The organism is Deltaproteobacteria bacterium, assembly GCA_019310525.1.
In the GTDB taxonomy this organism is placed as follows: Bacteria; Desulfobacterota; DSM-4660; order Desulfatiglandales; family HGW-15; genus JAFDEE01.
The window spans coordinates 36,543-62,008 of the sequence record JAFDEE010000012.1 but is presented as its reverse complement, the minus strand read 5'-3'; the positions used below and the strand labels follow the sequence as shown (position 1 = coordinate 62,008).

At 51.6% G+C, this 25,466-nt stretch carries 18 protein-coding genes and 1 tRNA gene; 13 read left to right on the top strand and 6 right to left on the bottom strand.

All coding sequences use genetic code 11. The annotated features are described in order from the left end of the window. Positions 1-427 precede the first annotated feature (427 nt). Entirely contained in the window at positions 428-1,855 is a 1,428-nt protein-coding gene (locus JRF57_03210; GenBank protein MBW2302702.1) for a GHKL domain-containing protein, read from the top strand. A gap of 76 nt (positions 1,856-1,931) precedes the next feature. Beyond that, complete coding sequence (locus JRF57_03205; protein ID MBW2302701.1) at positions 1,932-3,302, top strand: sigma-54-dependent Fis family transcriptional regulator; 1,371 nt, start codon at positions 1,932-1,934, stop codon at positions 3,300-3,302. A 392-nt stretch (positions 3,303-3,694) separates the two neighbouring features. Here JRF57_03205 and era read toward each other — a convergent pair whose 3' ends face one another. The 3 genes from era to rnc all read right to left on the bottom strand — a co-directional run bounded on the left by era (position 3,695) and on the right by rnc (position 6,540). Beyond that, complete coding sequence (gene era / locus JRF57_03200) at positions 3,695-4,597, bottom strand: GTPase Era (GenBank protein MBW2302700.1); 903 nt, start codon at positions 4,595-4,597, stop codon at positions 3,695-3,697. Between the two features lie 186 nt (positions 4,598-4,783). Continuing rightward, the gene (locus JRF57_03195; protein ID MBW2302699.1) at positions 4,784-5,848 is read right to left on the bottom strand and encodes a radical SAM protein; all 1,065 of its coding nucleotides are present in this window, start codon (positions 5,846-5,848) and stop codon (positions 4,784-4,786) included. After that, positions 5,815-6,540, bottom strand: coding sequence for a ribonuclease III (gene rnc, locus JRF57_03190; GenBank protein MBW2302698.1), 726 nt, complete (start codon positions 6,538-6,540; stop codon positions 5,815-5,817). Before rnc ends, JRF57_03195 begins: the two co-directional genes overlap by 34 nt. Positions 6,541-6,718: 178 nt before the next feature. On the opposite strand from rnc, the gene JRF57_03185 reads away from it, so the two are divergent. The 4 genes from JRF57_03185 (at position 6,719) to JRF57_03170 (ending at position 9,263) form a co-directional block, all read left to right on the top strand. After that, positions 6,719-7,918 (top strand): hypothetical protein, encoded by a 1,200-nt coding sequence (locus tag JRF57_03185; GenBank protein ID MBW2302697.1) that lies wholly within the window; start codon positions 6,719-6,721, stop codon positions 7,916-7,918. Positions 7,919-8,081: 163 nt separating this feature from the next. Further along, positions 8,082-8,471, top strand: coding sequence for a YjbQ family protein (locus tag JRF57_03180; GenBank protein ID MBW2302696.1), 390 nt, complete (start codon positions 8,082-8,084; stop codon positions 8,469-8,471). Positions 8,472-8,551: 80 nt separating this feature from the next. Beyond that, positions 8,552-9,058, top strand: a complete 507-nt coding sequence (gene rfaE2 / locus JRF57_03175; protein MBW2302695.1) for a D-glycero-beta-D-manno-heptose 1-phosphate adenylyltransferase — start codon at positions 8,552-8,554, stop codon at positions 9,056-9,058. 128 nt (positions 9,059-9,186) lie between these two features. Beyond that, positions 9,187-9,263 (top strand) — tRNA-Arg (locus tag JRF57_03170). Positions 9,264-9,490: 227 nt separating this feature from the next. Here the strand turns inward: JRF57_03170 and JRF57_03165 are convergent. Continuing rightward, positions 9,491-9,862, bottom strand: coding sequence for a hypothetical protein (locus JRF57_03165; GenBank protein MBW2302694.1), 372 nt, complete (start codon positions 9,860-9,862; stop codon positions 9,491-9,493). A 1,420-nt stretch (positions 9,863-11,282) separates the two neighbouring features. Here JRF57_03165 and JRF57_03160 point away from each other — a divergent pair. Continuing rightward, complete coding sequence (locus JRF57_03160; GenBank protein MBW2302693.1) at positions 11,283-11,624, top strand: hypothetical protein; 342 nt, start codon at positions 11,283-11,285, stop codon at positions 11,622-11,624. Next, positions 11,617-12,018 (top strand): hypothetical protein, encoded by a 402-nt coding sequence (locus JRF57_03155; GenBank protein MBW2302692.1) that lies wholly within the window; start codon positions 11,617-11,619, stop codon positions 12,016-12,018. The genes JRF57_03160 and JRF57_03155 overlap by 8 nt, the downstream gene beginning before the upstream one ends. A gap of 141 nt (positions 12,019-12,159) precedes the next feature. On the opposite strand, the gene JRF57_03150 is transcribed toward JRF57_03155, so the two are convergent. Beyond that, positions 12,160-13,860, bottom strand: a complete 1,701-nt coding sequence (locus JRF57_03150; protein ID MBW2302691.1) for a B12-binding domain-containing radical SAM protein — start codon at positions 13,858-13,860, stop codon at positions 12,160-12,162. Between the two features lie 3 nt (positions 13,861-13,863). Beyond that, complete coding sequence (locus JRF57_03145) at positions 13,864-15,000, bottom strand: CoA transferase (protein MBW2302690.1); 1,137 nt, start codon at positions 14,998-15,000, stop codon at positions 13,864-13,866. 340 nt (positions 15,001-15,340) lie between these two features. On the opposite strand from JRF57_03145, the gene JRF57_03140 reads away from it, so the two are divergent. The 5 genes from JRF57_03140 (at position 15,341) to JRF57_03120 (ending at position 25,455) form a co-directional block, all read left to right on the top strand. Next, positions 15,341-16,489 carry a tetratricopeptide repeat protein gene (locus JRF57_03140; protein MBW2302689.1) on the top strand — a complete coding sequence of 383 codons (1,149 nt, stop codon included), beginning with the start codon at positions 15,341-15,343 and terminating at the stop codon, positions 16,487-16,489. 18 nt (positions 16,490-16,507) lie between these two features. Next, entirely contained in the window at positions 16,508-17,755 is a 1,248-nt protein-coding gene (locus tag JRF57_03135; GenBank protein ID MBW2302688.1) for a GAF domain-containing protein, read from the top strand. Positions 17,756-17,894: 139 nt separating this feature from the next. Next, on the top strand, positions 17,895-18,404 hold the full coding sequence (locus tag JRF57_03130; protein ID MBW2302687.1) for a response regulator: 510 nt from the start codon (positions 17,895-17,897) through the stop codon (positions 18,402-18,404). Positions 18,405-19,089: 685 nt separating this feature from the next. Next, positions 19,090-20,616 carry an AMP-binding protein gene (locus tag JRF57_03125; protein MBW2302686.1) on the top strand — a complete coding sequence of 509 codons (1,527 nt, stop codon included), beginning with the start codon at positions 19,090-19,092 and terminating at the stop codon, positions 20,614-20,616. 123 nt (positions 20,617-20,739) lie between these two features. Further along, positions 20,740-25,455: a hypothetical protein gene (locus tag JRF57_03120; protein MBW2302685.1), complete on the top strand. Its 4,716-nt coding sequence runs from the start codon at positions 20,740-20,742 to the stop codon at positions 25,453-25,455. Positions 25,456-25,466 lie beyond the last annotated feature (11 nt).

Below are 25,466 nucleotides of genomic sequence, written 5' to 3'. Positions count from 1 at the left end.
GCAAGTCAATACGAGACCTTTTCAAAACGCCTGACTTTGCCTGAATCTTCCGCCTCCGTCACGGCCTTCGGCGGGTGAACTGCGGCTTCCCCCACTGATAATCCCGCCGGTCACTCCAGAAAAGGGGTCATCGGCCCCTGCTTGAGCCATCCTTCCAGGCCGTAAGACCGGGAACGAGGAAAAGATCCCCATGCCCTTTCAATGTATGGTGCCTCCACCGCTTGGCATCCCTCACGAGGCGGTCAAAATTTTTACCTTTCCCTCCAGGGCGTAGGTCCTAAGGGCCTGGCCACTAATAAATTTTTTAGGAGATTCAAGATTGTTTATGCCAGATTCAGGTGTTATAACTATTGGAAATCTTTAAAGGCCTCCCCGGCTCTCCCGAAAAGCCGCCAAAGGGAGAATTTTTTTGTTGAGGAAATCGTTCATGGTGCCTGCTTCGCAGAAAGCGCCTTCAGAAGGGAAACAATTTCGTCTGGTCAAATTTTTCGCATGGGCGAGCTTCATCGTTTTGGTGATTTTCAGCTTTCCTTTTTCCATGGTCATTTCCCAGCAGGCCAAGGAGATTCTCTTGAGGAGTTATGAAAATTACGCCCTTCTGGTCGGCCAGAATCTCAACCACCAAGTCTTTCAAAATTTCGTAATCCCTGTTTACAGGAGATACGGGCAGATCCGTCTGAGGGAAGAGGAACAGTACGAACTGATGGACCGGGTGGTCCGAAACACCATCCACGGCTTCAACGTGGACCTGGTCAACATCTATGACATCGGAAAGGGGGTCATCGCTTACAGCACGGATAGGGGACTAATCGGTAAAGAGTGCAATAAAACCGCCGGGTACCTGAAGGCAGTGAAGGGGGAGAGTTCCTCGCGGCTCATATCCAGCAGTTTCGAACTCTGGGGCCTGGGGTTGGAGATGGGTGGAACGCGGAAGTTGCGGACTTACATCCCTTTCCAGGACGTGGATCCATTCACAGGGGACAAAGGACACATCGGGGGTGTCTTCGAACTCATCCAGGATCTGACCCCCCAGTATGAATCCATCGTGCGGTTCCAATTTCTGGTCATCGGGCTTTCCATCCTCATCATGGGATTGATTTTCGTGGTCCTTTTATTAATTGTACACAAGGCCGAGACCGTTATCGAGCAACGGGCCCGGGAGAGGCGGGAACTGGAGGCCCAACTCCACCAGGCGGAACGCCTGGCTGCCCTGGGTGAGATGGTGGCCGGGGTCTCCCACGAAATCAAGAATCCTCTGGGCATTATACGCAGCACGGCGGAATTGTTGGGGAGCATGCCCAATACAGATGAGACCCAGAAAAAGCTCTCAGAGGTCATCACGGAGGAATCCACCCGTCTCAACCAGATCGTTACCGAATTCCTCGATTTCGCTCGACCCCAGGAACCCAATCTTCATCCGTGCAACCTGGGAGAGATCCTTCGGAAGAACCTTTCCTTCCTTGAACCGGAACTGGAGAAAAGGGGGATCACGGTGAGCCATAACATCGGGGAGCAACCCTTGGAACTGTCGGCGGATCATGACCAACTCTACCGGGCCTTTCAGAACCTCCTCATCAATGCTATACAGGCCATGGATGACGGGGGGCGGATCGACATCCATGTCGGCGAAGGAAACGGCAATTATCTGGTGGCCATTAGAGATTCCGGCTGCGGGATCAGTCCCGAAAACCTGAGGAAAATTTTCAATCCCTTTTTCACCACCAAGGAAAGGGGAAGTGGGTTGGGACTTTCCATCGTGAAGAAGATCGTGGAAGGTCACAACGGGCGGATTTCCATTGAAAGCCGGGTGAACCAGGGGACGAGGATCCTGGTTCGTTTGCCGCGCAACCCATAAGTCCGTCCTGAAGGAAAGGAACGGGCCCTTGGGGCGCAGTTTATCAATTTAAGGGGGAGGGGGGAGTCGAAATCCCATGGATACCATCCTCATCGTGGATGACGAGAAAAACTACCTCGTGGTATTGGAGGCCCTGCTGGGACCGGAAGGCTACGAGATCAGGACGACGGACAATGCCAAGGAAGCCCTTGGTATGATCCGTGATTCCGACCTGGATCTCGTTATCACGGATATGAAGATGCCCGGGATGAGCGGCATGGAACTCCTCGAAGAGGCCAAGAAGATCAAGCCCGAACTGCCGGTCATCATGATGACGGCTTACGGGACCATCGAGATGGCCGTCGAAGCCATGCGGCGGCAGGCCTACGATTATATCACCAAGCCCTTTCGGAACGAAGAACTCAAGCTTACTGTCAAAAAGGCCCTTGAAAACCACCGCCTCATAAAGGAAAACCTCAGGCTCAGCCAGGCACTTCTCGACCGTTATCGTTACGGCAACATCATTGGAAAGAGCAAACCCATGCTGGAGATCTATGATCTAATCGGCAAGGTCGCTCAATCCAGGGCCTCGGTGCTTATCACGGGTCCGTCCGGGACCGGAAAGGAACTCATCGCCAAGGCTATCCACTACGAGAGCCCCCGCAGGGACAAACCCTTTATTTCCATCAACTGCGGGGCCTTGACCGAGTCCCTTCTCGAAAGTGAACTCTTCGGACATGAAAAGGGCGCTTTTACCGGGGCGTCGGCCATGAAAAAGGGCCGGTTCGAACTGGCGGACGGCGGGACCCTTTTCCTGGATGAAGTCGGGGATATGCCTCCATCCCTCCAGGTAAAACTCCTGAGGGTGCTCCAGGAGATGGAGTTCGAAAGGGTAGGAGGCACGAAGACCATCAAGGTGGATGTCCGGGTTCTATCGGCCTCCAACCGGAACATAAAGGAGGATGTGGCACAGGGTCTTTTCAGGGAGGACCTGTATTTTCGGTTGAACGTCATCCATATCCAGGTGCCTTCCCTCATGGAGCGCATGGAGGATATCCGCCTCCTGGTCAACCATTTTATCCACAAATACGGCCGGGACGAGGGAAAGGAGAATGTGGAGGTGAGCCCTGAGGCCTGGAAGGCCCTCTATAGCTACCACTGGCCGGGAAACGTCAGGGAGTTGGAAAATGTTGTCGAGCGGGCGGTTGTATTAAACGGCGATGGGATCATAGGAATCGATGACCTCCCTCCGGAACTGTCGAAGAGAGAAACGGAGCTGGACGTCGAAAAATTCATACCACCCGGCGCCCCTCTCCAGAAGACCCTGGAGGAAATCGAAGAGAAATTGATTCGGAGGGCCTTGAGGGAAAGCAACAATGTGCAGGCCCACGCAGCCGAACGGCTTGGAATCACCAAGAGCCTCATTCAACACAAGATGAAGAAGTACAATATAGTGATTGAGGGGTAAAATATTTTGTACCGAAAATTGTTTAATTATTTCAGCTTATTACAAATAGCTGTGGGGACATTCCCTGTTTTTCGGTACAAAATGTTGTACCGGGCGAATTTTATTTGGAAATTGTTTCAGTTTAAGTATCTAGAAAAACAAAGTGATAACAATAGGTTGCAATTATTGTTTTTAATTTGACCTTTTTGGCAAGCATCTTGCTCTATTAATAGCCGAAACAGAAAAAGACTCTTTCCTCCTAAAGAAAAAAGCCAACCTTACCCGGGTTGGCTTTTTTTAAGGGGTCCTCCTCCATAAAATTTGAATTTTAAAGGGACCGACATATGGGTATCTCTCTGATTTTATTAGACATGAGGTGTGAAATGACTCTATTTCAGACACCTATGATGTTGCTAATATCCTAACTTTCTCAAGGCCTTAGGATCCTTGCTCCAGTTTTTCTCTACCCGGACCATGAGATCCAGGTAGACTTTTACCCCGAAGACCCGTTCAATCTCCTTTCTCGCCGATTGGCCGATGGCCTTGATCATATTTCCTCCTTTGCCGATCAAGATGGCCTTCTGGGACTCGGACTCCACATGTATTTTCGCATGGATACGCATCAAGGTCCTCCCTTTGGCCTCTTCAATCCCCTCCACGGTGACGGCCGCTGAGTATGGGAGTTCCTTTCGGGTAAAAAGGTAGACCTTTTCACGAATGAATTCAGAGACCAAAAAGGGTTCCGTCTGGTCCGTGGTCATGGATTCGGGGAAGAAGGGTGGCCCCGGTGTGAGTCTGGCCCTGAGTTCAGCCAGGAATTCCCGGATTCCTTCTCCCTTGAGGGCTGAGATAGGGACGATGGCCTTGAAATCGTGCAGGCGGCTGAAGGTCTCCATGATGGGCAAAAGTCGTTCCGGACTCCCGCGGTCGATTTTATTGATCGCCAGGATGGCGGGGTTTCCCACCCTTTTGAGATCCCTGAGGATGCGGGTGGCTTCGGGGTCGTCGGGGCGGGTCATATCGATCATCATGGTCACGAGATCCACCTCCACAAGGGCCGCTTGGGCCGAGGCAACCATGCTTTTGTGGAGGGGGGTCCTGGTGCGGTGAATTCCCGGTGTATCCAGGAAGACCATTTGGCATCCTTTTTCATGGTACACCCCCAGTACGCGGTTTCGTGTGGTCTGGGGTTTGGGGGATACAATCGCCACCTTCCGCCCTAAGAGACGGTTCAGAAGGGTCGATTTGCCAACGTTGGGGGGACCGACGATGGCGATAAATCCAGACAAAAACTTCTCTTTGTCGTTTTTTTTCATGTCCCTTCTGCCTGTAACCCCTTTATTGCCCCATTCGGGGAATGAGAGAAACCTGTGCCGTTCGATCGTTTTTTATAAGGTTCAAGGATTTAAGGGGTCCTGAGGTCGAGTGAGAGAAAAGAATTTGAGGTGAAATGGTTTTCGCTTGAACCGTTGGAACCCTAAATCCATTCCGAACCGGAATGGTCATGACTTGAAACGGCCTTCCTTGAATTCCAGGATTTCTACCTTGATCCTCCCCGGCTCATGGATCCCGTAAGGGATCACTTCAACCGCTCCTGCCCCGGTTCTCTTCTTAATCCAGTGCAAGCCTTGATTCCTATGCCCCCGGACGAGGGAAATTTCCCTCGCGGGGACCCTCAGCCGGATTTTTTCTGCAATCCCGTATTCGGGGAGCAGGGGGCCGATGTTTTTTTGATGGATCATGGTACGGACTAAGTGCCCGAAGGCTTCGTGCCAAGGTCCTGCCAGAATCTGTCCTTCCGCACGCAAAGAGGAGGAAGACATGAGGCCGATCCGAATTACAGGAATGCCCTGGCTTTCAAGCCGAATACAACTATCCGCGCAAAGCCTGACTGCATCTTCGAGATTCAGGGGGCGGTAAGTCCCTTCCCGAAACATTTGGGCCATCCGGGTTCCCCTGATGACGATCGCCGGATAAAGGCGGACCATGTGAGGCGTCAGCTTGAGCACTTTTTCAATAGTGTCGCGGAAACGTGCCTCCGAATCTCCCGGCAGACCGGGCATCAATTGGAGCCCTACTTTGAATCCCCGCTCTTTGAGGAGTCCGACGGCCCTTACGGTGTCCTCCGCGCTGTGCCCCCTTCGACTTTTTTCCAGCACTTCATCATCCATGGACTGGGCGCCCAGTTCGATTGTCGAGACTCCGAAACGGCTCAAGATCTCGAGCCGCTCTTCATCCAATGTGTCGGGGCGGGTGGAGACCCGGATGGAATCAAACTCTCCCCTTTCCAGGTAGGGTCTTACGGCATCCAGGAGCCGGATTATTTCTGAAACCGGCAGACCCGAAAAGGTGCCTCCGAAAAATGCGATCTCGCGGGGCCGCCGGGTCCGGAAGCCGCTTGAATGCATGGCCGTTTCGACGATGTCACGGATTCTTCGGGTAGAGACGAGTTCGTGTGAACAGGCAGTGATCCGCTCTTGCTGGCAGAAAACGCATCGGTGGGGGCATCCCTGGTTAGGAATGAATATAGGAACTATGAGAGGAGTTCCCGCTCGTTTTTTAGACAAAGAAACGCCTCCTTCGCCGCCTTCTGCTCCGCCTCTTTCTTGCTTCTTCCCTCCGCTTCGGCCATTGTTTTTCCTTGCAGCCGAAGGGCCACCCGGAAGACCTTTCGGTGGGCCGGGCCGCTTTCCTTGACAAGCACGTATTGGGGCCGGGTCTTGAAGGCGGCCTGGGTGTATTCCTGGAGGAGACTTTTGAAATCATTCAATCCCTCTCTTGAGACGATTTTTTCTAGATGTGGAGTAAAGAACCGCCTTATGATTTCTTTACTCGCCTCGAAGCCCCCGTCCAGGTATACGGCACCCAAAAGGGCCTCCACGGTATCCGCCAGAATACTCGGTTTCCTGCGGCCCCCTGTCAATTCCTCACCTTTCCCAAGGAGGAGAAAATCTCCCAGCCCGAGCTCTTTTGCCACCAAGGACAGGGTTTTCTCATTGACCACAGATGCCCTGTACTTGGACAGGTCTCCTTCCCTTGCTGAGTCGAAGAGCTCCATAAGGATATCACTGATGGCGAGATCCAGGACAGCATCGCCCAGGAATTCAAGACGTTCATTGTCCCGGACATCCTCCTCGCCGATTTCGTTTACAAAGGATGAATGGCGAAAGGCTTCCGCCAGCAGGTTTGGATTTTTGAACCGGTACCCGAGCCTATCCATCAAGTCGTGAAAATCTTTGTTTTCAATGGAATGGTTCATATCAGCTTGGTCCCTGTCTCGACCTTTTTCTCGACAAGAGACACTATAGAAATCCTCTGACACCCAAGTCAAGTAAATCCCGGGACCCCGGCGGGTCCGCCTGGGGATCTTTAGTTTGATATTGATGATGCTCTCTGCTATAAATCTTTTCTGTCTAAATGCCCGGGAGGCGGGATTGATGAAAAGGAAAAAGAAAAGGTCGAAAAAGAGGCCGGAATTCCCTCCGCTGGCGGCCGGCGAAGAAGCCCGCTTGGAACAGCTTATCGGGGATCTTTCCTGCCTTTCTCCTGAAGATTTACAGGAGCGGATCACGAGCCCGGCAATGGCCGTGGCCTTCCTTGAGAGAATGCCTCTGGATTTTCCCAGGGCCGTGGAATTGATTCCTTCAATCCAAAAAGCTTTTCCACAGAAAAGCGTTCAGAAGATCCTTAAAAAGACGATATTCAAGTTGAAACAAAAGGGAATCACGGTCTATATCGAAGAAGAAAAGCAGGGCACCGGGCTTTCTTCCTTAAAGGCAAGACGGCCCGAGCCCCGTGCCTGGCTTGGCGCGGTGGACGGTGCAGGCAATCGATCCGTCTTGGTGGCCATGCCTCGGATACCCGCCGGATACCACGTTGGAATGGGTTTGGTGGGCGATGAGCAGGGGATCTCGGATTTTATTTATGGAGAATGCAGCGGGAAACAGTTTAGAGAAGTCCGAGAGATCTTTTTGCGCAATTTCGATGCGGTGATTGAAACTTCCCTCTCCCACGCCGCAGCCGTTCTCGAAAAGGCTTACGATTTCCATGGCTCCGCTCCTGCGGAGTCCGTGCAGCGTTACCTGGCTCTCAGACCCCGGATCCTGGATAGTGCCGCTCCTCTGGATCATGCCCCTATTTACGATCATATCCTCCTGAAAAATATAGCCGATGATGTGCTCACTGCAACTCGAATGGAAGCCCTTTTCTCCCATAAAACTATGGCCTCCTGGTTCCTGGACTTGGAAACAACAAAGGCCCTTTTGAAGGAGATCGATGAAGTCGAGAAAAGCCTGATTCTTCTCACTGAAGAACAAACGGCGGAACGCATCAGGAGGCTCAAGGAAAAGGCCATTGCCGAATACTTTACGGAAGAGAGACGTCACCTTTTAAAGTATCGTCTCGAGGAGCAGGCCTATGTCCTCTTCAAGATGGGGGAGGAGTCACTGGCCCGGACATCCCTCGTGGCGGCCGCTTCTATGGGGAAAGCATCGTCACTTTTGGAAACGAATCCCTTTCTGATGTTTATACTCGAAAGGACCCTTGAGCCCATTCAGGCCTTTTCCAATGAATTTTCCAGTGAAAAGGACATCACAACCGGGCAGGACCGGGATGAGCCTTTGATCATTTTACCTTAGGGGTCGCCGTTGCTTTTCCTTTGAGCTTTTTGTACTCATCGACCCCCGGATCCTCGGAAACGGCCGGGCCTTTTATGAATCATGGCCCGGAGGGGAGCCCAGAGAAAACCAGACTTTGATGAGCACCAACAGCTTGCTGAAAAGTGCTGGGAGGTTGAGCAATATGCCCGAGATCATCCGGATCAATACACGATCAAGGATCGAGATGGTGGATATCACCGCCTCCGTGCAGGACATTATTCATCGGAACTCCGTGACTGAAGGAATTTGCACGGTTTACGTGCCCCACACCACTGCGGGGATCACCATTAATGAAGGGGCGGACCCGGCGGTCTGCGTCGACATTCTCACCAGATTGAACGACCTGGTGCCTCCCCATGCCGGATACCGCCACATGGAAGGGAACGCGGACAGCCATATCAAGGCTTCAATGATGGGCAGTTCGGTCTCCGTTATCGTGGAAGAAGGCCGGTTGATACTCGGAACCTGGCAAAAGATCTTCTTTTGTGAATTCGACGGCCCCCGATCACGAAAGGCATATGTCAAGGTATGATGGTCTTCCTGTCCGGGGGGCATCCCGTTTTTCTTCATCGGGAATGTTTCCCTCGCGACCCCTTTTTTGAAAACTGGTAAATGGAATCTTACCTGCGGAAGATAAAATCGATAAAGGCCCTTGGGGATGATATTGGGAACCTCAAGGGCCGAGGGAAAAGAATAGTATTCACCAACGGTTGTTTCGACCTCTTGCACCGGGGTCATGTCCGGTACCTTTCAGAGGCGCGGAAATTAGGTGACTACCTGATCGTAGCTGTCAACAGCGACCGTTCCGTACGCGCTATCAAGGGGCCCGGAAGGCCTGTCATGCCGGAGGAGGAGCGTGCTGAACTCCTCTCGGCCCTTGAATTCGTGGATGCCGTCACCCTTTTCGATGAGGAGACTCCTTTGGAAGTGATCCGTTCCCTTATGCCGGACGTCCTGGTAAAGGGTGGGGATTGGCCGGTGGACAAAATAATAGGAGGTGACCTGGTAATAAAGGCGGGAGGTGAGGTCCGTTCCATACCCTTTGTCTCCGGCCATTCCACAACAGAGATTATCAGACGGATAAGGGATGGATCCCCGCCGGGACATCTGGATCAGTGATCCTTATTTTTCTATCAGCGGATGCCACGGTACCGAAGGGATAGCGTACTTTTCTTGCTTGACAGACCCACGTTTGATATGATTCTTTTTACATGCTCTCTGAAATGAAGGGGCTGTGAGAAACCATTGCGCCCATAGCTCAGCTGGATAGAGTGACGGACTACGAATCCGTAGGTCGCAGGTTCGAATCCTGCTGGGCGCACCACCATGATGAAACAGGGCTCGGGTGAACTTCACCCGAGCCTTTTTTTCAGGTGCGCCCCATCCTTCCCCGATTCCCGAAATCAATGGTCCGCTTCTTTTTCAGTGAATAGCAGCGAGGAAGGTTAACAAGAGAGAATCCAGTGCCCTGTTGTACTGGGTTCTCTCTTGTTGAAAGTTCGATATCGGAAAAAGGAATTTCCGGTGTGAAAAGTGCTCCCAGGGCCTCACTTAGATTTTTATGTAGACGCCTTTGCGTGCGCTTTTGATCTTGCCCTGGGTCTTCAGCCTGTTAATGGCGTTCCAGATCTTCTTATCGTTAAATCCTGTCTTCTCTTTGATGGTGGCCGTATTGACCCCTTTCCTGCTTTTGGCCACGATGCTGTAAACCGTGTCCATGGCCGTAGACTCTTTCTTCCTTCCTCTTGCCGGGGCGGCCTTTTTTACCTTCTTTGCAGCTGCCGGACGGCCCCTTTTCGCCGGTGCTTTGGCGGCCGTACCTTTGTCGAGCTTATCGATATTTTTTACCATCTTCTCGACTTTAGAGGTTAAGGTTTTTAAATTCTTTACCATGGCCTGAAGGTCTTTTTTCAGTGCTTTCATAAATGACTACCTCCCTTTTTTGTTTATATTAAAAGATAAAGCAATTAGATTGAAAAAGTCAAGAACAAACATCAGGTTATTTATTAAAATATGACTTCGATCTGATTTTATCGGTTGGGAATTATTGTTCTTGGCTTTGGAAATGGCGAAAAATTGCCCTTTGTGGATCTTTATTGAACGCAAGAGGAATAGCATGAAAATGGTGTAATGAGAGGGATGAGAATAGGAATTCGACAGGGCCTTGAGAACGCTGTGTAACCAGGATTATGGAAGTCTTTTTGTGAAACCATCCATTGTGCTTTATGGCTTTTCGCAGGTCTTCCCTCGAAATTTAGATGGAAACAGAGCCTGCATGAACGTGTACCCATCAATATATTGTGGGCTTGTATGACACGTCGTAAGGGCGACACTGACTGCCGATGAACATGCAAGAGCGATTTTTCTTCTCGTACTCTCAGGTTCAATGTATCAGCCAATGGCTTGGGGAAAGGGTGTATTATCCCCCTCTCAAGAATGGCCGTTGATGGAAGTTGGTTCGCTTTCAGATACGGTTCCTGCAAAGGAGACACATCTGGAACAAGGAAATAGTGTCCATCCATAAATGGCCCTTTTCAATCTCTGCGTCAGGCTCAGATTTTAATCCTCGAAATACTTCAATGTATTCCTGTGGTTAAAATCTTCGCCTTCCTTGACCTTGAATAAAATTGCCTATTTATGGATGGACACGAAATAGGTTTTGAAGAGAGTCAACCGGAAATTTCGGTCATGTTTTCTGCAGCATGACGGGAAACGCAAAATAGTTTCATATCGTGAAACCATTGTTTTTTCTTATCAAATAGGCTTGGCCCTCAAGAAAACAATGGTGATCTTTTTGGGTTTGCTGTATGTTCCCATAGGTCATTTCAACAGGTTGTTGAAAAACTACTGCGCTTGTTGATGTTCGGGTTAAATTGAGGCTTAAAATGCTCATTTATTGGATGTAAACTCCTCCCTTAAGCTTCATTTTATCTTGCCTCAGCAACGCTCGCTATGTTTTTCAACAACCTGTTAGGGATGGAGAGGTAATTCTTTTGCTGAACAATGGGCCTTCGCGGTCCTTCTCTAAGACTTTGGAATCAGTGATGGAGAGGGAATGAAATTATTTGTTAACACGATGGCCTTGTTTTGGACCTTTGCCGAAGGTGTAATCCTGATTTACGTCCGGTGGGGGTTTCTTTATTTGAAAAACAGAAAAGTTTCTCAGAAAAGCCTCGTCTTTTCTTTCCTGTTAATTTTTTTCATCCTTTGCTGGTTAATGCTCTTTGGAGAAAATTTTCTGCGAGGGTTTTTAGGCCTTGAATCCGCCTTTCGGCGAGGTCTTTATAGATGGGGGGTTTGGGATCTCTTTTGCACGGTTTGGGTCTCCCTGGAAGGCCTTATCATGCTCTATGTAATACGTATCTTTCATGTTCTTAGGGAGGATGCCGGAGAAGGAAAACACCCCTTGAAGACCGGTGAAGAGAAGGAGGAAAAGGGAAAGTGGACGGCTTGGGCTATCCCCCTCCTCGTGGTCTTTCTCGGTCTCCTCTTCGGACTCTTGGAGTACGGTCTCCTCTCTTTGGCAAAAGAAGGGGTTGTTCATTCAAAGGGAGTGACACGCATTTCGCTTTTCTATATTCGAATCTGCGGGGTGTTCTGGATCCTTTTCGAGTGGGTCGTGGCTGTTTACGGTATACGGGCGTATTTTCTGTTGAAGAGAATTATGGAAGGAAAACATGTATAATCTTTGTTCCCTTCTTCTGTGGGTTGCGGGTCATTTTGACACCCGTCTCTACCTGTTGAGTTCCAAGGTGCAGGGTATCCTCTGGAGTGGAGCGGATATCGTAATCGTGTTCGTCCTGCTGAAGATATCCGCTCTTTTCCGGCAGCGGTCCGGAAAGTCAAGGATCTTTTTCCGGTACGTGCTCCTGGCAGGTACCGCTCTATTGACACCCGCCCTTATCGTGGTGAAAACACCAAGGAGCTTTTTTTATCTGGAATCCATAATTTGTGGCGTGCAGTTTCTCATTCTGCTTTACACGGTTGTGGTCGAAAGAAAGGGCATGCCGGAGGTAATACTCTCACTAATCGGGAAAACCCGGTTGGAAAAGGAAACAGGTGCGGTGGATCCGCCGTAGAAGTTAATGAGAAAGAGATGAAGGGGACTACGGGCGCCTGTTGTAAATCCCGGATTTTTTGCCGGGGCATGGTTCCCATGGGGCAGGTAAAATGGGCGGGGGGAGCCTCCTCAGAAGCTTCCCCGGAACAAAACGGTTTTTTTATCGGACCCCATGGGCCAAGGCTTTTCGACAATGGGAGAGGTAGGGTTCAACCTCGGGGGATCCCTTGTATGGAGAGAAGTGAGAAAGGGCGAGATCGTATTCCCCCAGGTTCATGTGGCTGATGCCTGCACATACATGAAGGGATTTGCTTTCCGGAAAGAGACGAAGCCCCTTGTTGAGCACGACGAGAGAGTCCCTGAAGGCTCTCCTTTTCTGCTTGATGATCGCAAGACCCAGATAGGCCCTTTGGTTTGGGTGATATCTAAGGGAGCTTTCATAGAGGTTCTGCGCTATCGTCTCTCTTCCTTTGATGGATGGCACCCTGGCGTAATCGCCATGGCTGAAGGTCATGGCCAGCCTGGATAAGAAGTCGGCATGAAAGGGGTAGAGATCCTTTCGGTCGACGAGATCCATTTCATCGGCATCTGCAAAAAGGTGGAGATGATTGTAAAATGCCTCCCGGAGCCTTTTCCCGTAATCCAGGATTTTTTGTCTCGAGATTGCAGGGTCCACCTCGAAGTAAAGGATCCCCTCGATCTTTTTAAGCCAGATTTCATCCGTAAGACCCATCCTTTCTTTCACGCTCTCGAAGAGCCGGGTTCCAGGGAAGAGATCCAAGACATAGAATATGGTGCTCAGCGGCTTGATTTCATTAATCAAGGTGATGGTCTCTCCAATTGTTTCGTCCGTCTCTCCCGGAGAGCCGTACATGAAATAGGCCCGGGGCAGGATACCGTAACGCCTCGTGAGGCGAAAGGCCCTTAAAATGTCATTCCTATTGATCCGCTTGTTCAGCACCCTTCGTATCCGCTCGGAGCCGCTTTCGATCCCGTAGCTGATTTGAATGCATCCCGCCTTTCTCATCCAATAGAGAATTTCTTCATCCACGCAGTCGACCCGGGATATGGCATACCAGGTGATGTCCAGCCCCTGTTCCAGGATCGACTTGCAGATCCCGATCGCCCTTTCCCTGTCCAGGGTAAAGGTGTCGTCTGAAAAGTAGAAAAAAGTATGTCCCCTTTGGTAAAGCAGGCTCAACTCCTCGACGAAGTGCCGGGGGGAACGGAACCGGATTCTCCTTCCCCAGAATTTTGGGGATCCACAAAAGGCACAATCCCAAGCGCAGCCCCGACTTGAAGAGACATGCTGGTAAGCATAGTACTTGGCGGGGATCGGAAGGGCATCCAGGTCCTTGATGGGTTCGGGATCGCTTGTCTTGTTGGGGATTCCATGATCCCTGTAAGCGATGCCCGGGATATCCGGCGCACCGGGACTCCCTTCCCGTTCCAGGTATTGCAGGAGCCGTAAAAAGCTGTGTTCACCCTCTCCCAGGACGACGAAATCGATATCCCGGAAGTTGGCCAGCAGATGTTCCCATAAGAAGGTCGCCCCGATACCCCCGAATACGATCGTGATTCCCGGGTCGATCGCCTTGGCGATACGGGCGACCTCAATGCCGCCCCACCGGTTTCCGTGGAACAGGGAAACCCCGATGACATCGGGTTTCCTGTCCCGCAAGATCTCTTTCATCTCACCGGTTCTGCCCGACATCTCGTGCCAGTCCAGGATTTCCACATCATAGTCCTTTTCTTTCAAGACGGCCGCCACCGAGTAAAGTCCAATCGGAGGAGGTGAGATTTCCTCTACGTGAATGCGATCGTCGATAAAGTAGGGATAGATGAGCAGGACTTTTTTCATCGCCTATTGGATGACCCCTCTGGAGTAAAAATCCTTGATGGTTTCATCACGATATCCCAGACCCAGCAGAATTTCCCGCGGATCCCCCGAATTTCTTCTCTCGCGGATTTCACCGGGGGTCCTCGACAGTTTCGGTGCAGGAGAGGGCTGGAGATACCCGTTGGCATATGACAGGAGTCTACGTCCCTTGTTTTGGGGATGCAGGTTTACTTCGTCCAGTTCCAGAACAGGCGTGACACAGGCGTCTTTTCCTTCAAAGACGGCCGTCCATTCCTCTCGGGTTTTCTCCTTGAATAATTTTTCGAAGAGATCCCTTGTTTCGGGCCAGAAAGCCGGGTCATTTTGTGGTGGAAGGGTGGCCGGGTCCAGACCCAGCTCTTTGAGCAGTTTTTCGTAGAAATGTTTTTCCAGTGCTCCGACCGCCATGAATTTTCCGTCCGCCGTCTCGTAAACCTGATAGAAGGGGGCGCCTCCGTCCAGCAGGTTGGTCCCGATCTCAAGGCCCATAAGGCCGTTGGCGAGAAGCCCGTAGAACAGGGTCAAAAGGTATGTCGTCCCATCCAGCATGGCCGAATCAATGATCTGCCCCTCTCCTGACCGGCCCCTCTCGATCAGGGCCAAAAGGATCCCAAGGGCGCAGAGCAGCCCTCCTCCTGCGAAATCCCCGAGAAGATTGCAGGGAGGCAGAGGTTTCTCCCCTTTCCGCCTGAACAGGGACAGTGCCCCTGATAGACCGATGTAATTGATGTCGTGTCCAGCCATCCGAGCGTAAGGGCCTTCCTGCCCCCACCCGGTGAGCCTGGCATAGATGAGCCCAGGATTCAGGGCCAAGGCGTCATCCGGGCCCACCCCGAGGCCCTCCATGACCCCGGGACGAAAGGGTTCGAGGAGCACGTCGGACTGCCTGATCATCCTTTTCAGGATTTCTATGCCCGCATCCGTTTTGAGGTCCAGCTTGATGAGCCGCTTACCCCGCTCAAATGGATTCCTTGACATGGCGTTGGGAATTTCGGCTTCTCTGTGGGAGGGTCGGCCTATGACGGTGACGTCGGCCCCGAAATCGGCAAGGATCATCCCGCAGAAGGGGGCGGGAGCAAGTCCTGAAAGCTCAATGACCTTAACGCCTTCAAGGGGTCTCATTGAAAATATCCCTCCTGTTAATCGCAGATTCTTGATTCGGGGCAAAGAGGACCACCCCGGGCAGACGCCTTTCAAAAAAAGAGAATCCCTTATCCCACTTTTGCCGAAATGTAAGCCATGGAGGGTGTTTCAAGCCCTGGGTATAAAGCGAGTATATATCTATTCACCGGATTTTGAAAGCCGCTACGGGATCCGCTTGGCAGAAAGGGCGGACATACACCGGAATTGGGAGGAGCGGAGGCTTGATTTATGGACCCCGAGGATATATAAATTTCAATTATATCTGATGATTTTCTTGATCGAAGCAGGATGGCATCTTGAGTACCAGCGGAGTCGGCATATGATCGATATCCATAACATGACGGTTCTCATCGTAGATGATTCCGTTCCCATGTGCCAGTCGATCCACGCGATGATGAAAGTGATGGGTTACGGAAAGCGATTTCTTTTCGCCAATAACGGAAAAGAGGCATTAGCTGTATTGCAAAAGGAATCAGTGGACCTGGTTCTAATGGATTACATTATGCCCGTGATGACGGGAGCGGAGGTTTTGAGGGTCATACGGGAGGACAGGGAATTGCGGGATCTCCCCGTGATCATGATCTCCGCCCAGGCCTACGAAGACTACGTGGCGGAAATCGGGGAATCCGAGATCGATGCCTTCATCCTTAAACCCCTCACCATAAAAGTCCTTGAAGGAAAGGTGGCCGATGTCATTGAAAAGGCCAACAATCCTCCTCCAGTGGTGGTTCACCTGAAAAGAGCCCGCAAGTACGAGGAGAAGGGGGACCTTGAAGGCGCCATCCGGGAAACCCGCAAGGCCATGGAGCTTAATCCGAATTCGACCCGTCCCATCCGCGAACTGGGATACTTCTATTTTAAAAAGGGGGAGTACAAGGAGGCCGAGAAATGGTTATTGAAGGCGGCCAAGATGAATTGCCTGGATGTTTTTGCCTTTCATTACCTCGGTGAATTGTACCTGAAGGCGGGTGATATCGACAAGGCGGCTCAATATTTCGAAAAAGCGATGAAGGTGAGCCCCCGCCAACTGCATCGTGGAATCAACTTCGGGAAGGTCCTTGCCGCAAAGAAGCTGTTCAAAAAGGCCGCAGAGGTCTTCGACAGGGTCCTGGCGCTTCCGGGCGCTACCTCTGAGATCAAGGAGCAGATCGCTGATTTCTGTGCCGAGAAAGGCATGGATGAATACGCCGCAAAACTCCTGGAATCTCTCACGGAAGAGAATTCCAATCGTTGGGATCTTCCTTTCAAACTGGGTAAGGTCCTGATGAAGATGGGACACCAGACAAAGGCCCTGAATTTCCTGACTCATGCGGTCCAGATGGACAAGGGGAACATTGAAATCCGGTTGTATCTGGCCAAGCTCTATCTATCCCTTAAAAAACCCATCCTGGCTGAAAAGATCATTGTTGAGATCCTTGAAATCGACAGGGATCATGAGGAAGCGAGAGAATTACTCAAACAGTGCTGATGGTGTAAGGACATTGCCATGGAACGTGACACCTTAATATTGAAAGCCCTCATGGCGATAAACGGCATTTCCCGGGATCGTCGTTTGGCCTTCAACGATAAGCTTGAAAAGATTCTCCGTGAGATCGTCCGCTGCATGAAGGCCAAGAGTGGTTCCATCATGCTTATAAAGGGGCGTAAAAATCTGGAAGTGGCGGCCTCGACCAAACCGGAACTGGTCGGCGTTCGTCAGTCCCTGGAAGAGGAGAGCCCTTCGAGCTGGGTCGTTCGGCACAAGAAGCCTCTACGGGTGGACGATATCCACAGGAGTCGCCGGTTCCATAAACGTTTTGACCGTTACCGGGGTGCTGCCTTTCTACTGGTTCCCATCATCGTGGATGAGAAAGTGATCGGGGTCCTCAGCGTGACGGATAAACTGGGAGACGATATATTCTCTGCCGCAGAACAGGAAGGTCTTCTCTGCCTTGCAGGACAGGTTATCGGAGCCCTTGAAAACCAGCGCCTGGCCGAGTCCCTCAAAAAGAAAGGACGCATACTCCAGCAGAAAAACAGAGAGTTGCGAAAGCTCGAAAGGCTCAAGACAGACCTCTATAATATGATGATCCATGATTTGAAAGGCCCCATTTCCGAGATCGTGGCAAACCTGGATATCTTATCCTATACGTTGAACGGGGAGAACTTGGAGTTCGTACGCGCTGCTCAATCCGGCTGCGATACCCTCTACCGGATGGTTTCCAACCTTCTGGACATCTCACGGATTGAGGAAGGCAAACTTCAGCTCGTTTACGAGCGTATCGATCCACGGGACATATTTAAAGAGGCGGTGGCCCGGGTCTTTGGACTCACGAAGTCCAAGGACTTACGCGTGCAGGAGGATATCCCGGAATCCGATTCCAGAGAATTTCTATGGGCCGACCGGGATATTCTCCTTCGGATATTACAGAATCTTCTGAGCAATGCTATTCAGTATTCCCCCGCCGGTGAGACCATTGAGGCGGGTTTCCACTTCCCGGATAAATCGAAAATCGAGTTTTACGTGAAGGACAACGGCCCCGGGATTCCCCCGGAATACCAGGAGAGCATCTTTGACAAGTATCATCAACTGAAAAGGGAGACGGGGACCCGTCTTTACACTACGGGACTGGGATTGACGTTCTGCCGGATGGCTGTTGAAGCCCACCGGGGGAGCATCAGGGTCATCAGCGATGGAAAACAGGGAAGCACCTTCACCTTCACTCTCCCCCTCCAGCCCAAATCCGTGCGCTGAACCCTTTCCATAAAACCCCCTTTGATCTTGCCTTTTCCCTTTTCGCCCGGTTTGACCGGGGAAGGAAATTTTGTTATAAATCAAATAAGACGCGCCTTCTGCAACCGCCAACCTTAAGCGAAAGGGGGTTGAGAGCGGAATGAACGACCAGAGCCCTTTGCAAGACAAGATGATCCTTGTGGTGGATGATGAACCGGACGTGCTCGAGGTTGTGGAGGAAGAGCTTGATATGTGCATCCTTCACAAGGCGACGAACTACGAGACCGCCCTCCAATACCTGCTGGGTTATACCTATGACGCCGTCGTCCTCGATATCATGGGAGTGAACGGGTTCGAGCTTCTGAAGGATTCCGTGGCCCGAGGCTTCCCGACAGTCATGCTCACGGCACACGCCTTGACCCCCAAGGCCTTGAAACAGTCGATCAGACTCGGGGCCATCTCCTTTCTCCCCAAGGAAAAGATCTCCGAACTACGTCCTTTTCTTGAGGAAGTGGTCGCGGGAGTCAGCAAAAATCAGCTTTGGAGAAAACTCTTCGAGAAGCTGGGAGGACATTTCAATCGGAGATTCGGGCCCGATTGGAAGGAGAAAGATCGTTTTTTCGCCGAATTCGAGGAGGAGCTGCGGAGGGAGTCGGCGGCGGAGAACTGACCCCGGTTCCCCAGGTTTTTCCCATGGCTCTGTGGATGCCGGCATTCCTTTTTGCCCGAAGGACTGCAAGCGTTGTTCCAAGATTGAAGGCGGGCATTCCCTTGATCCACCGGGGAGCGTTCATCCCCACAACGATCCCTCAAGTACCGCAAAATTCCTTAGCATGTTGTTGAAAAACGTAGCAGGTGCACCTGAGGCAAGGCGAAATGAGGCTGAATGGCGGAGTTTGCATTTAGTAAATGAGCATTTTGAGCCGAATATATACGCAGCATTTGCAAACGCAGTAGTTTTACAACAGCCTGCTCAGGATTTTCTGCCGAACACCGGGGAAAATTCCACCCGATGGAAGATATCACCGGGGCGATTCTATTGCTTCCGGATCTCGAGAAGCATGAAAGACGAGATCTTTGAAAAACGTTTAATTTTGTTCAAGGTCAAGGAAGGCGAAAATTTTAACCACAGGAATACATTGAAGTATTTCGAGTATTAAAATTTGAGCCTGACGCCGCTTGTCCGCCGGCTGTCTGGCGGGCTTGTCACGCCGTAGCCATAGCGAAGGCGGAAGATTGGGCAAAAGGGAGCGTTTTACAAAGGTCTCCCAGTAAACTTGCAAGGGGCGGGGAGGTGTGCCCGTTTGTTGCGGCGGTCCCTGTTTTCCTCACCATGATTTCTGGAGGGTAAACCAATGGGAATTTATGATTTTACCTTTTATGATCTAATCAAACGCAATGCGGTGACTTTCGGAGACAAGGAAGCCTGGTACGGGGTGGAGGATGAGCGTTCCCTGACCTTTTCAGAATACCTGGAACAGGTCGAGCGTTTGGCCCTCGGGCTCCGGGAAAAAGATGTTAAAAAAGGGGACAGGGTGGGCGTGCTGGCCAAGAACAGCCTGGAGTATTTTCTCCTTTTAGGGGCCACGGCCGCTCTTGGGGCGATCCTGGTTCCCATCAGTTGGAGGTTGTCCAAGGAGGAGGTCCGTTATAACCTCGAGAATTGCAAGCCTGTCGTGGTATTCGTTGACGACGAGAACCAGGCGGTCATCGGAGATCTCCGTGAAAATTTGCCTTTTGTGAAATCCTGTTTCAGCCTGGAACGCACCGAAGGAGGACAATATCCTCCTTTTTCCAGTTTGATGGAAAAGAGCGGCGATTTTTCCCCACCGGATGTGGGCGCGGAAGACGGGCTGGTCATTATTCATACGGCGGCGGTTGCCGGAAAACCGCGGGGCGCTCTCTTGAGCCACGCCAATTTGCTTTGGGCCGATATGCATTTTGACTACCTGATGAATGTGACGTCGAAGGATGTCCACCTTAATTTTTTGCCCTTTTTCCACGTGGGGGGATTGTTCATGACCACCGCCGCCTTCCACGCGGGAGCCCTGAACGTTCAAATGAAGGGATTCGACGCGGTCCGGGCCGTCGATATCATCAGGGAGAAAGAGGCGTCTTTCACCATGGTTTTTACCCCGATCCTCTCCTCACTCCTGGACGAGGGGGAAAAGAAAGGAGTTGACATCAGCCCGTTGCGGGCTGTGACGGGGATCGAAACCCCCGAAACCATAGAAAGGTACCAGAAAGCAAGTGAAGGAACCTTTTATTCCATGTACGGACAAACAGAGACATCCTGCCTGGTCTCTTTCGGTCCTTACGACGAGAGGCCCGGGGCCGCCGGGCGGATGCTCCCCATGATCGATGTCAGGCTGGTGGATGAATATGATCGTCCCGTGGCCCGGGGCGAGGTGGGCGAGATAACGGTAAAAGGCCCCATGGTATTCAAGGGGTATTGGGGACTGCCCGAAGAGACAACCCACACCTTTCGGGAAGGGTGGCACCACACCGGTGATCTGGGACGTTTCGACGACGAGGGGTATCTCTGGTATGCGGGGAGGAGCGCGGAGAAGGAACTGATCAAGCCGGGAGGAGAGAACGTTTACCCGGCCGAGGTGGAGAAGGTGATCCTGCAGCATCCCGCCGTGGAAAAGACCGTTGTTTTCGGGGTCCCGGATCCAAAATGGAAGGAAGGTATCAAGGCCGTGTGCCAGCTCAGGGAGGGGGAGCGACTTGATGCTCAGGAACTCATCGATTTCGTCGGAGAGCGGATAGCCCGTTACAAGAAACCTTCCTACGTGGAATTCGTAAGGGAACTTCCCCTCCTGAAGGATGGTTCCATCGACCGGGCCGAGGTCAAGAAGCGTTATGGCGGTGAGCAATGATCTTTTATGTTCTTGGGGTGTCCCCGGGTTTCCTTCCTGTACCCCCCCAAGGAGACACGGTCTAGGGCTTCCCGGTAAGGTCCCCCGGATGGACCTGATTCAGATCAGAGGACTTGAGCGGCTATGGCAACCAAGGATTTGCTGCCACAGGAAGCTTTTTGGGTTGCGGATTCCTTCGACTTCATAAAGGCCGAAGAATTCGAAGCCCTGGGGATCGAGCCTTCCGATATCCCTGCCGGGACCATTGCCGCCCACAAGCATCCTTCACAGATTCCCAGTCGTTTTGGAGGGAATGCCTACGGGTTCGGGTTTTTTGAGGTCTATGACAGGTTGAGACCCAAAGAGATAGATCTCATTCAGTCCATCGATTTCCAGGATCCGACTCAAATCCGCAAACATTACCGGGAAATCAACCGGATCTACCGGAGTATCGGCCTATTGAAGAGGTTCTCCCGGCAGGGAAAACCCTATTACCTGATCCCCCTTCACCTGGTTTCCTCTTCTCTCAGCAACATCAAGAGCAAGACGGATGAGATCAGCAAGATCATCCGATTTCATCGCACGAAATATCTCAAGGAGAGTCATAAGATAGGCATACTGACCCACGCTGATGATCTCATAGTGAACGATCTCTCACTCCGATTCAAAGAACACCAATTCATCGTATTCGACTCCTTTGAGAAACTGAGATCCACCCGAACTTCCCTGGACCTGGTCATCCTGCCGAAGGATATCTACCAGGTGCTCTTTATGGAAAAGTATATTCCCCGCTATGAGGGAACCCTGACCAAGAGGCGCCTGGAGGACTATGCCTACTACATGCTGGGAAAGATATACGGTCTGTTGAAGCCCGATGGAGAGATCTTCATCGTCGCCAATCGTTTCACCCTGAAAACGAACCAGGTTGTTGAGGTTGCCTTTCGGACCGAGCAGGAAATGAAGAACTTTCTGCTCTTCACCCACCTTTTCAAGACGAAAAAGAAATACCAGGCTGGAGAAGGCCCTCTTCAGGTCAATGTGTATGATTTTCAGAGTTTCCTGAACCCCCCTTACGTGGAAAAAGAGATATGGGACAAGCTTCTCGGAGGGCGGAGCCCTGAAGAGATATCATTCCAGGAAATCAATGATCTCCCCTACCTGAACCTTCACCTAGAAGATGATTTCGCCTATGACCAGGACAAGACCTGGGCGAAGGTCCTGTCTAACTATTTCGATAAAATTTTCCTTAAACCACTCCTCCCGGACTCCATCCGGGAGGAGTGGAGCCGGCGTTTTACGGTTACGGGGTATACCCCCGGCTACATGCTGATATACCTGGGCCAGAAAAAGCCCCTGGCTACCACATTGAGCAAGTTGACCCAGGAGGTGCGGGAATCCCAGTTGAGCGGCTGTCCCCTTGCCCTCCTTTCCGATTATCGGGACACCTTCGATTATGCCGTCCGGACCCTCACGGTCTTGAAAAGGATCAGGAGCGGGGATCATTCTTCCCTGCCGGGGCTTTTTTTTGAGAGGTTGAAAGAACCCCTGGAAAACAAGAAAAAACGGTACCCCGCCCTGAACGATGTGCTGCGGTTGATGTCCAAGGTCAATCGCCTTCAGCGGATCAAGGGATATCTCAATCCGGACAACATAGAGGGACCCAGGACCCCCTTGCTGAAGCACCTCGAAGTGCTGTCCCTTTTCGGATTCACCCCTGGGGAATTGAGAGAGCTTTTCCTCATCGTCGTAGGCCACACCCCCATGGGCCGGATCCTTTCGGGGAAAATGAACGAGAGGACTTTGAAGGCTGTATCCGACCTTGCCAGAAGCCAGCCCCCCCTCCAGGCCCTGAACCTGCTTCGTTTTTGCCGTCTCATGAGCATGGCGGAAACCGCGGCTTCCAAACAATCCGACCTGAATCAGGAAGAACTGGCGGAGCTATTCGACCTGTACGAGTCGATGGTCAAGGTTGTCACCAATCGGGAGATGGATTGGGATCGGCTGTTGGACGAGCAAATGAGCGCAGGAGGCGGGATCCGGAGCAAGGTTATTCGAAAGTTGCTCAAGATGATGAACCTCTTCCAGTTCCTTGACACCTGGTCCGAGCTCCGCAGCAAGGGGCGGATGGAAAAGGAGGCCCTGGCCGACTACGATGTTGAAAAACTGAAACAGATCGAGAGTGTCATCGATCTGCTTGCCATCATTGATCGATTCGAGGAGTTGTATTACCAGGAGGATCCCCTCCGTTTCTCCATTTTTTACCGCAAGCTGCTGAACCTGGAGTTTCATGGTACGGTTCACCTCTTCGAAAAGATCAACAGCCGGCTCGTCTTTCTTCTTCTGTGGATAACCGCCAACGTGGTCCGCAGCGAGATCGTCAACTTCAACAATGTATTGGGAAATGTGGAACCAGAAGAAATCGGCCATTATCTGCGGCGGGTCGAGGAGGAAACCCACGCCGTCAAGGTCAAATACCTCGATTTCCCCACCCTTCAGCGCCTGAGCGACCAACTCTATGAAAATCATACGGCTTTCATCGTGGGGACCGGTTTCCAGTTGAAGGTCAACCAGAAGACCCAGGCCCTGGATGTCGATTACATCGACCTGGATGAAAACATCGATGAGCTAGATCGCTTGATCAATAGATCCCTCGGCCGGAAGATATCGGAGATCCCCACCGAGGATCTCAAGCAGATGGAGCGCCTCTTCGCCAGACTGGAAAGTTTCTATCAGAGTCACCTAAGGCTTGTGGCCCAGGAGGACGAGGGGTTCAGATTGCCGGAAAGGCAGAGGAAATGGGCCGAGGATGCCGGGAAGTTGAGGGAGGCCCTGAAGGAACACTTCACCGGAGTGATTTTCCAGCCGGACCATATCTACTCTGACTTGATCCTGCTCTTCCGGCATGCCCCTTCCATCCTCCACTTCGTGCTTCCTGAATTCATGGCGCTGAGGGATATCCGGTTGCCAGTAAAGGGTTATCTTAAATCATCCTTGATAGGGCACATCCTGGGCAGCACGAGGAGACTCCAGGCCCTCATTCGTAAAGACAGGGGAAGCTTCCAGGACACGGAAAGCCTGCATAAATTGGCCCAGAGGGAGTTCGGTCCCCTGGCCGCAGGAATCGTCGGCCTGAACGAATTCCAGATCGAGACCCTTGAGAAGATCGTAAGCCGGATCAGGGAAATTCCTCCCCTCTTCGATGCGCTGCTCAAGTCTTTCCTGTTTAGGGACATCGGCTTGATTCCCGAGTTACGGGAAAAATACCAGGACCAAATCCATCCCGCGGACCATGCCCAGGCCGGGGCCCTCTTTTTAGAAAGGGAAAAGATCCCGCAACGATACGGGATGGGAAAAGAGGCGGCAGACTACCTGATTTATCTGGTGAAAAACCACGATCTTCTCCATCATATGATACGGGGAGAGTATTCCCTCTTTGCCATTCAGGACGCCCTCGACTGGGGAGACAAGGATGTCTTCGATGCGTTTTTCGTCAGTTCCTTTACCATGTTCTCTTCCATGAGGGAGGACCTGATCCTGGAGGACTTGGCCAGGCGCATCTTTCAATATCGAACCTTGTGCCATAGGATCCTTGAGGGTAAGACCACACCGGAGGCCCACCTGAGGGAGATTTACGCGGCAAAGGGTCACATCTATTGCGCCCTGGAGGCCTATCGCAGAGACGGTCTCCCTGACGGCGTTTCTCCCGCCCATTATTTCGAGTCCTTTGAGTGGCGCAAAGAAGATGAAGAGCAGTATGTCGAGTCCGGGAAGATGATCTACGCCCTGGAAAGGATATTGAGACTTCGGGGGATCCGGCACGTTGAGTTCCCCGAGATGGCGGATCTACTCGTAAAGGTTCCCCTCAAGTACATTTACAAGAAAAGGAGCTATTACGGTATCGGCTATGCCTCCTTTGAAAAGGAACTCTTCGAGGCCCTTCGTATTTACAACAGCTTTCGGGTCCTCCCCGAGGATGCCCGTCATTATATCCTGCACCGCCTGGTGCGGGACGAGGTCCGGATATACGGTTTTGAACATGTCAGCACCTATCTGAACTACGCGAACATCATCAAGCTCCTTTTTCTCGCTATCCTGGGGGCTCGGTCCTTTGAGCAAGGGGAAGGGAGGCCCGTTTGTCTCAATTTCTTGGCCCTTGGCGATCAGATTGAAAAGCGCTATGAGGCGGTCAATGACGCCTTGAACAAAATATCCGCCGAGCAGCTTTGGAAGAGTGATACTTACTTAAACCAATTTTTCAAGGCAAGGACCGGGATGTTGCTCCGGCTGGACAAGTCTCGGAAGGTCCTTTCGGTGGATTTTTCCGACAAGGTCAACATCTCCAAAAAGATCGCCTATATGAGGACCGTTACGGACCTTGACCAGTTGAAGAATTACTACCACTACAGTCTTCGTTCCCTCAGAAAGGTTCCTTTCCATACCGAAGACTATGAACAGCAACTGGAAAAGGCCTTTGAGGAGCGGATGAAGGAGATCACCGATCTCATGATCGACCAGGTCAAGATCAAGATGTCCTTCATCGAAGATTTCGAGGAGATCACCGGCCTGTACAACGATCTGATGGACCGGGCATTGGAGATTGGGTTCTCCGATGAGCAGAGGCACCGCTTGAACGATCTGTTTGAGTTGCGTAAGGATCACCTGCGGCGGGAAAAACTGGAGGAAATCGAAGAGATCTTGAATCGGATAACGGATGAGCAGGAACTTCTGGACTACTGGGAAAGTATCAAGTGGTACCTTCAGAAGAACCGCCTGTATTCCGGGAAGGAATTTGAGAACTTGGTGGCCAGGAGATTCGATGAGACAATGACCCGCATCAAGTGTGGAGGATGTGGAGGGTGAAAGAGAACAGA